7 protein-coding genes are annotated in these 7,485 nt (G+C 39.6%); 2 read left to right on the top strand and 5 right to left on the bottom strand.

Annotation, left to right across the window (positions count from 1 at the left end; translation table 11 throughout):
• The first annotated feature begins 332 nt into the window (after positions 1-332).
• Together WC906_04705 and WC906_04700 are read left to right on the top strand one after the other, a co-directional pair.
• Positions 333-479 (top strand): hypothetical protein, encoded by a 147-nt coding sequence (locus tag WC906_04705; protein ID MFA5777713.1) that lies wholly within the window; start codon positions 333-335, stop codon positions 477-479.
• Complete coding sequence (locus tag WC906_04700) at positions 476-1,555, top strand: DEAD/DEAH box helicase (protein MFA5777712.1); 1,080 nt, start codon at positions 476-478, stop codon at positions 1,553-1,555. The genes WC906_04705 and WC906_04700 overlap by 4 nt, the downstream gene beginning before the upstream one ends.
• Positions 1,556-1,626: 71 nt before the next feature.
• On the opposite strand, the gene rplL is transcribed toward WC906_04700, so the two are convergent.
• From rplL to gap, 5 genes are all read right to left on the bottom strand, one after another.
• Complete coding sequence (rplL, locus tag WC906_04695) at positions 1,627-2,031, bottom strand: 50S ribosomal protein L7/L12 (protein ID MFA5777711.1); 405 nt, start codon at positions 2,029-2,031, stop codon at positions 1,627-1,629.
• Between the two features lie 95 nt (positions 2,032-2,126).
• A complete protein-coding gene (gene rplJ, locus WC906_04690; GenBank protein MFA5777710.1) occupies positions 2,127-2,645 on the bottom strand; it encodes a 50S ribosomal protein L10 in 519 nt (172 codons plus the stop codon).
• Between the two features lie 131 nt (positions 2,646-2,776).
• Positions 2,777-3,184, bottom strand: a complete 408-nt coding sequence (rpsP, locus tag WC906_04685; GenBank protein MFA5777709.1) for a 30S ribosomal protein S16 — start codon at positions 3,182-3,184, stop codon at positions 2,777-2,779.
• A gap of 97 nt (positions 3,185-3,281) precedes the next feature.
• Positions 3,282-5,609: an AAA family ATPase gene (locus WC906_04680; GenBank protein MFA5777708.1), complete on the bottom strand. Its 2,328-nt coding sequence runs from the start codon at positions 5,607-5,609 to the stop codon at positions 3,282-3,284.
• 741 nt (positions 5,610-6,350) lie between these two features.
• Complete coding sequence (gene gap / locus WC906_04675) at positions 6,351-7,334, bottom strand: type I glyceraldehyde-3-phosphate dehydrogenase (GenBank protein ID MFA5777707.1); 984 nt, start codon at positions 7,332-7,334, stop codon at positions 6,351-6,353.
• Between the last annotated feature and the right edge of the window lie 151 nt (positions 7,335-7,485).

Below are 7,485 nucleotides of genomic sequence, written 5' to 3'. Positions count from 1 at the left end.
AACTCCTTATTGGCGATGGGTAAAACCCATCTTAACCGTTCTTCTTTAATTGTTTTTGGCATATTGATACACATCCTCCAAGATAACTCTATCTTGGAAAAACCGCCATATGTATGTGGACATTACCACAAGGCATTGACAACCAAACCATTCTCATGTATAGTTAACAGACGTAACTGAATCTCATCAGTTTTTACTTTTTTAGGATTATTTCTTAGAAACTTCAAGCTTTAAGCTTTATCGAAAACTCACGGGATAAAATCGCCGCATCTTTTTAATTATAGGGCGAGAGTTCGTAAATAAAGCTATGTATAAATCAAACTACAGAGGCAATGGACCCAGAAGGTCATCTGCCCCATCAGCAGGACCAAGAAGGTTCTCCGCTCAAGCAGCAAGGCCGGGAGGACGCTTTCAAGGGTCAAAAAATAGAGGAAGAGGAAAACAACGAGGGGAAAGGATCGATTTCTCAAGATTTGTGAACAAGGCCGTAATAACCGAAGAAGTGGAAGTCTTCAAACCGGAACATCAGTTCCAGGATTTTGCTATTGACGCCAGGCTCAAAAAAACGATTTTGAGCAAAGGTTATGGGGACCCGACACCAATTCAAGATCGTTCAATTTCCCATATCTTGAAAGGTTCAGATCTCGTCGGTATTGCTAATACCGGAACAGGGAAAACCGCCGCCTTTTTGATTCCGCTTATTAACAAAGCTATTCAGAATCCAAAAGATTGCGTTTTGATCATTGTTCCAACCCGCGAGTTGGCTATTCAGATTGATCAGGAATTTCGAGAATTTTCAAAAGGAATGAAACTATATTCCGTCTGTTGCGTCGGAGGAGTGAGCATCGGACCCCAAATTTCCGAACTTCGTTATCACAATAACTTTATCATTGGAACTCCAGGAAGACTGAAAGACTTGATCGAAAGAAAAAAAATACAGCTGGCCTTGATGAACACCGTTGTTTTGGACGAAGCTGATCGAATGCTGGATATGGGATTTATCGGCGATATGCGTTTTGTTATGGCCGGAATGCCAAAAGATAGGCAGACGCTTTTCTTCTCTGCTACTCTTTCTCCGGAAGTTGATGTTATCATCAGAGAATTTTTGAAAGATCCGGTCAGAATTTCTGTTAAAACCAGAGACACAGCCAAAAATGTCGAGCAGGACGTTGTGAGAGTTGGAAATAGCAAAAACAAGCTCGATGTTCTTCATGAACTGCTTAATCAAAAAGAATTGAGCAAAGTTCTGATTTTCGGACGCACCAAACACGGCGTGGAAAAACTTTCTGAAACTTTGATCAAAAGAGGTTTCAAGGCCGAATCGATCCATGGAAACAAAAATCACGCCAAACGCCAGCGTGCTCTCAATCTTTTCAAAGACAATCGAGTTCAAATTCTGGTAGCTACTGATGTGGCTGCTCGAGGCCTGGATATCAATGACATTACTCACGTTATTAATTATGACGCTCCCGAAACATACGACGACTACGTCCATCGCATCGGTCGAACCGGACGCGGGGACAAAATGGGAAAAGCTTTGACTTTTATTGAATAACTTTCGACTTGTTTACAAAAATAGAGGCTTCTATAGAAGCCTCTATTTTTTTATAAATCTAAAAGTCTCGGCTATTTGAGTACTACGGTTGCTCCGGCATCTTCAAGCTTTTTCTTGAATTCTTCAGCCTGGGCTTTGGTAACTTTTTCTTTGATTACTTTTGGAGCTCCATCAACCAAGTCTTTGGCTTCCTTGAGTCCCAATCCAGTAATTTCTCGGACAGCTTTAATAGCATTAATCTTTTGCGCTCCAGCGGCAGTAATTTCTACGTCGAATTCAGTTTTTTCTTCGACAGCTTCAGCGACAGCTCCCGGCATAGCTCCTCCCATCATCATAGGAGCGGCTGCGCTTACTCCGAATTTATCTTCGAGAACTTTTACCAATTCAGAAAGATCCAAAACGCTCATTTTTTCTATTTCAGAAACAATGGATTTGAATTTTTCCGGTATAATTACCTCTTTTTTCTCGTCTCCCATATTGTTGATACCTACAAATCTACAAATCTTCTACAAATCTACAAATTCGTACATTCGTATATTTGTAATTGATTCGTAATTCGTAGTTATTAAAATTAATTTTTACTTTCACTAATACCCTTCAAAACCTGCACTAATCCCCGAAGATTTCCGGCACAGACATTCACGAATCCGGAAATCGGAGCCTTGATGGTTCCGACCAACATTCCTAGCATCTCTTCCTTGTTTGGAAGCTTGGCCAAAGCTTTCACCTGCTCAATGCTCATTAACTTGTTTTCCAAAATCCCTCCCAAAATTTTTAGATTCTGATTGGTTTTGGCAAACTTTTCAATAATTTTTGCTGCCGATACTTCGTCCTTAGTCGAAATTGAAACTGCCACTTGCCCTTCCATTTTTTTGGTATCGACTTCGATTCCAGCTTCCTTGAAAGCAATGTTTATCAAAGTCTTCTTGGAAACCTTGAAATCCACCCCTTCTTTCCTGAGCTCTTTCTTGAGCAAGGTCAAATCCTTGACTTTTACTCCCTTGAAATCAGAAAAGACAACCGCCTTGGCTTCTTTTACTTTAGAAACTATTTCTTCAACTATTTGTTTCTTTTGCTTTTTAGTTTGCATAAACAAAAACCTGCTTTCCAGCAGACATTAAAAAGCTCTTTCTAGCTATTTTCCTAGACGGGACTTATGGGAATGCCCGTTGTCTGCGGAAATATATTATTCAAATTTACTAAAATATTCTATCGTATAACTTATTTTTTGTCAACCTCCTCAGCTTTCGGTTCTTCAGTCTTTATTTCTTCGGCTTTCATCTCCTTTTCCGCCATAGCTTTAGCGTCGGCGGGCTCCTTAGGAGCTTCTTTTTTCTCTTCGGCCGGAACTTCGGCCACCGCCTTTTTCGGCACTTTCACTACTCTCTTCTTTCCAGTTAAAACTCCTTCTTTAACAAATAGGTTGTAAGCTGTATCGGAAGGTTGTGCTCCTTTTCCTATCCATTCTTTTATTTTTTCGGCCTTAAGAACCGCTTTTTTCATATGCGGATCATAACTTCCCAAAACTTCAATATGGCGTCCTCCTGGAGCAATTGTGTGCTCCTGGAGCACTATTCGGAAATAAGCTTTGTTCTTTTTTCCTACTCGGTTTAATCTGATAGTAAGCATTTTACAATAAAAACCACTGCGGAAAGAGCATATTTCCGCAATAGATACGCGTTATATATTACTGGTTTATATTACTAGAGAAGCTAAAAAATGTCAACTATTTTATAATTCTTCCTCCTTGTCCGACCTGATCAAGTCTCACTGACAATAATTTCGATATTCCGTCTTCTCCCATCGTTACGCCGTATAATAATGAAGCTTGGCGCATCGTTTCTCGATTATGGGTAATGGTAATAAATTGGGTATTGTCGGAAAGTTCCTGGATTATGCGTCCGAAGCGCTTAGAGTTGGCTTCATCAAGCGCCGCTTCAACTTCGTCGAGAATCGCAAAAGGAGGCGGATTATAAGAAATAATGGCAAACAGCAAGGCCAACGAGGTGAGCGACCTTTCCCCTCCGGAAAGCATCGAGAGATTATTTATTCTTTTGCCTGGGGGGCAAGCAGAAATATCCACTCCCAATTCTTCAGTTGTTTCTTTATCCTGTGGAATAATAATTTCGTCATTATCGCATTGCGATATTTCACTGGATAAATCTTCTTCCAAAACTTTCGACTTCCGGCTTTCGACTTTCGACTTTATTAATTTCGCCTGGCCTCCGCCGAAAATTATCTTGAAATATTTGGAAAATTCTTCATTGATCTTTTCAAAAGCTTCTTTGAAAACCTCGTTTATTTTCCGATCCATTTCCTTGATCACTTCCCGGAGCGACTTCATTGCTCCTTCCAGATCAATCGACTCATTGGTCAAAAATTCAAACCTTTTTTTGGTTTCCTCGTATTCATCCACGATTAGCGGATCAATGCCGCCGATCTGTTCCCATTGAACTTTGAGCCGGTATATTTCTTTTTCCAACTCATCCCGAGAAACATTTTCCCCGTCAAATTTCAGATCCATTGCGTCCATTTTCAGCTCATTCTTGATTTCATTGGTCAAATCCTCTTCGCGAACCTCGATTCTCGCTTGCTTAATTTTATACTCATTGAATTGATCCTTGAGCTTCCCAAGTTCTTCCTGTTTCCGATTAAATTCCCGCTCCAGCTCGAAAAATTTTTGCCTAGCTTCCCTCCCCGCTTCCCTTTCATTTTCTATTTCTTTATTTATTTTTTCTATTTCCAGTTTGAATTCTCCAATCGATTTTTCTACCCTGATTTTATCATTTTCTAATGCTTTAATTTTTTCCTCAGCTTCTGTGTTTTTCTGCTTGCCCGCCGAAGCTTCAGCAGAGGTGGGTGTTATTTCTCCTTTTCCTACTTCTTCATAAAGATCAAAAAGCTCCTGATTGATCGCTCTGGCAAATTCCTTGATGTCCTGAAGATCTTCCAGCTTCTCTGCATTTTGAATGCGGCTAATAAGTTCATCCTGATCTTTTCTGATTTTAGAAAGTTTTTCTTTGACATAATCCAAATCGACCGGGATACTTTCAATTATTTTTTGCGCCTTGCTTTTCTCCAGCTCAATCACAATTCTTCCTTCGGTTATCACCAATTCTTTTTCCAGTTTATTTAGCTGAGCCAAAAGATCCTGTTTTTTCTTTTCCATTTCTTCTTGCTTATCCGAACCTTGAACTTCTTTGGAATATTTTGAAATTTGATCATTAATTTTGTCCGCTTCTCTTTGGACATTCATCATCTTAGCGCCAAAATCTCCTTTTTCCCCCAGAACATTATTTTTTTCTTCCTGAAAAGAGTGCCACAAAAACGAATATAGTTTTATTTGTTTTTCCTTGAGACGATCAGCCACATCTTTTCCTTTCTGCGCTTTTTCCGCCTGTCTCTTGAGCATTTTTAAATGCGGTTCGATTTCTTTGAGCAAATCACCCACTCTTCCCAAATTTTCTCGGGTTGTGTCTAGTTTTTTAATTGCTCTCTCTTTTTTAATTTGAAAATGTTTTACTCCCGCCGCATCTTCCAGAACCATCCTTCTTTCAGCTGGAGTCGCGTTTAAAGTCGCATCCGACATTCCCTGATTGATCACGCAATAACTTTCTTTTCCTACTCCGGCTTTCGCCAAAAGATCAATCACATCCAAAAGACGGACTTTGATTCCATTGATAAGGTATTCTGATTCTCCGCTTCGGAAAAGTTTTCGAGTAATAACCACTTCAGAAAATTCCAGGGGAATCCGCTTGTCATGATTGTCAAAGTGAAGTGATGCCCAAGCGCTTCCCAATCGTTCTTTTTTCCCGCTACCGGCAAAAATAATATCCTCGGATTTTTTTCCGCGCAGATTTTTCATTGATTGCTCCCCCATCGCCCAGCGGATCGCGTCCGCCACATTGGATTTTCCGCTTCCATTAGGTCCGACTACGGCGGTAATCGGAAATCTCTTTCCGTCATCCGGAGTATCATTGCCACTGGCAAATTCCAGCACAGTTTTGTGGGCAAAAGATTTGAATCCTGAAATTTCGACTTTCTTGAGAAACATGATGCGGAGTAAAAAACTACAAAGTTTATAAAGTAAAAAGCGTTTATGAAAAACACAACATAATAATTATACTATAAAACGGAAAATAAACAAAAAAACAGCATTTAAAAAAAATACTGCCCGGAAAGGTGGATGAGGGTGTGAAAGATTTTTTTCGTGTTTTAGTTAGTTTACTAAAAAGTTGATTTACATCAACACGATATTATCTTTCACACCCTTCTTTAGGAATCCCGGGGGCTTGCATCAGCATAGCTGTTTAGCTAATTAGACGCCCCCGGGTGTTTGGAAGGTATTACATTCTTATTTAAAAAATATTACATTCTGAATCAAAATAAGTAAAAATTGCAATAATAGCAAAGAAAAAAGAGCATAATGGACTTCTGCATAGGGCTGATCATGTCAGCTAGCTCGCATTGTCGCATTATGCTCCGAGTAGCAACGTTGTTGCTAAAGTTAGAGGAGAAGAAAGAGCGAGACAGTCATGTGAACCGACTATCGCATGGAGAAATCTTAGCACCAGCCACTCAATTCTCCTCCCCGGACGGGAAAAAGGATAGCATACTTCGACTGCCGTCTTGTTGTTTGAAAATACCCTTGTTTCCCTTCAGTTTGTTTGTTGAAGAACACCACAGCTTTATCTAATTTGATAATAGCAGGATTATAAAAAAAGTCAAATCAAAAAAAACTGCCACATCTTTCAATGCGACAGTCATAAAATACCGGATATAAAATACTAAATATTTAAATACTGGACACGAACATTGCCATTTCCACCAGTCGATTGGAATATCCCCATTCGTTGTCATACCATCCAACTACTTTTACCAAATTACCCTGTACCATCGTGAGCGACAAATCAACAATCGCGCTATGAGCATCTCCTTTAATATCCATCGAAACTAACGGCTCTTCAGTAACGCCAAAAATATTTGAAACTGAATCTTTAAAGGCTTTGTTAATTTCTTCTGCGGTTGTTTCTTTTTTAATATTGCAAATAAAATCAGTTATGGAAACTACCGGAGTTGGAACGCGAAGCGAAATTCCATCCAATTTTCCCTCCAAATGTTTCAAAACTTTTCCCACAGTTTTGGCCGCGCCGGTTGTGGTCGGAATAATATTGAGTGCTGCCGCTCTGGCTCGCCTCAAGTCTTTATGCGGCAAATCCAAAACTCTTTGGTCATTGGTGTAGGAATGCGTGGTAGTCATAAAACCTTTTTCCACTCCGAAATTGTCATCCAAAACTTTTATTATCGGCGCCAAGCAATTAGTCGTGCAGGAACCGTTAGAAATTATTTCTTCGCCCTGATAATCTTTTTCATTCACTCCCAGAAGGTAAACCGGCGTGTCGTCTTTAGCGGGAGCCGAAAGAACCACTTTTTTCGCTCCGGCTTTGATATGTTTCCTCGCTTCCTCTTTGGTTTCAAAAACTCCGGTGCATTCCAAAACCACATCCACTTCCAATTCCTTCCAAGGTAATTTTTCCGGATCAGCCTCGGAGAAGTATTTTATTCTGGTGCCATCAATGATGATCTCCTTGTTCTCCTCGTCAGCAACAACTTCGTGCCCATATCTTCCATAGGAAGAATCATATTTCAGGAGATGAACTGCGGTTTTAATGTCAGTCAGATCATTAATCGCTACTACCTCAATCCCCTCTTTTTCGAAAGCAATTTTTAGCGATGGACGTCCAATCCGCCCAAATCCGTTGATTGCAATTTTGATCATATTAGTATAGAATAAATTATTACCTAGCTGATTTTAATTAAATCACAAATTAGTGCTAAAATAAAGGAAACGGTCGATAAAACTTATACCCTAAATTTTAACGCTAATCTATGCCAACTAAAAAACAAAAATTAAAACCAAATTGTTACAA

The organism is Parcubacteria group bacterium (assembly GCA_041657845.1).
In the GTDB taxonomy this organism is placed as follows: Bacteria; Patescibacteriota; Minisyncoccia; order Moranbacterales; family JAKLHP01; genus JAKLHP01.
This window is presented reverse-complemented; position numbering and strand designations above follow the sequence as displayed.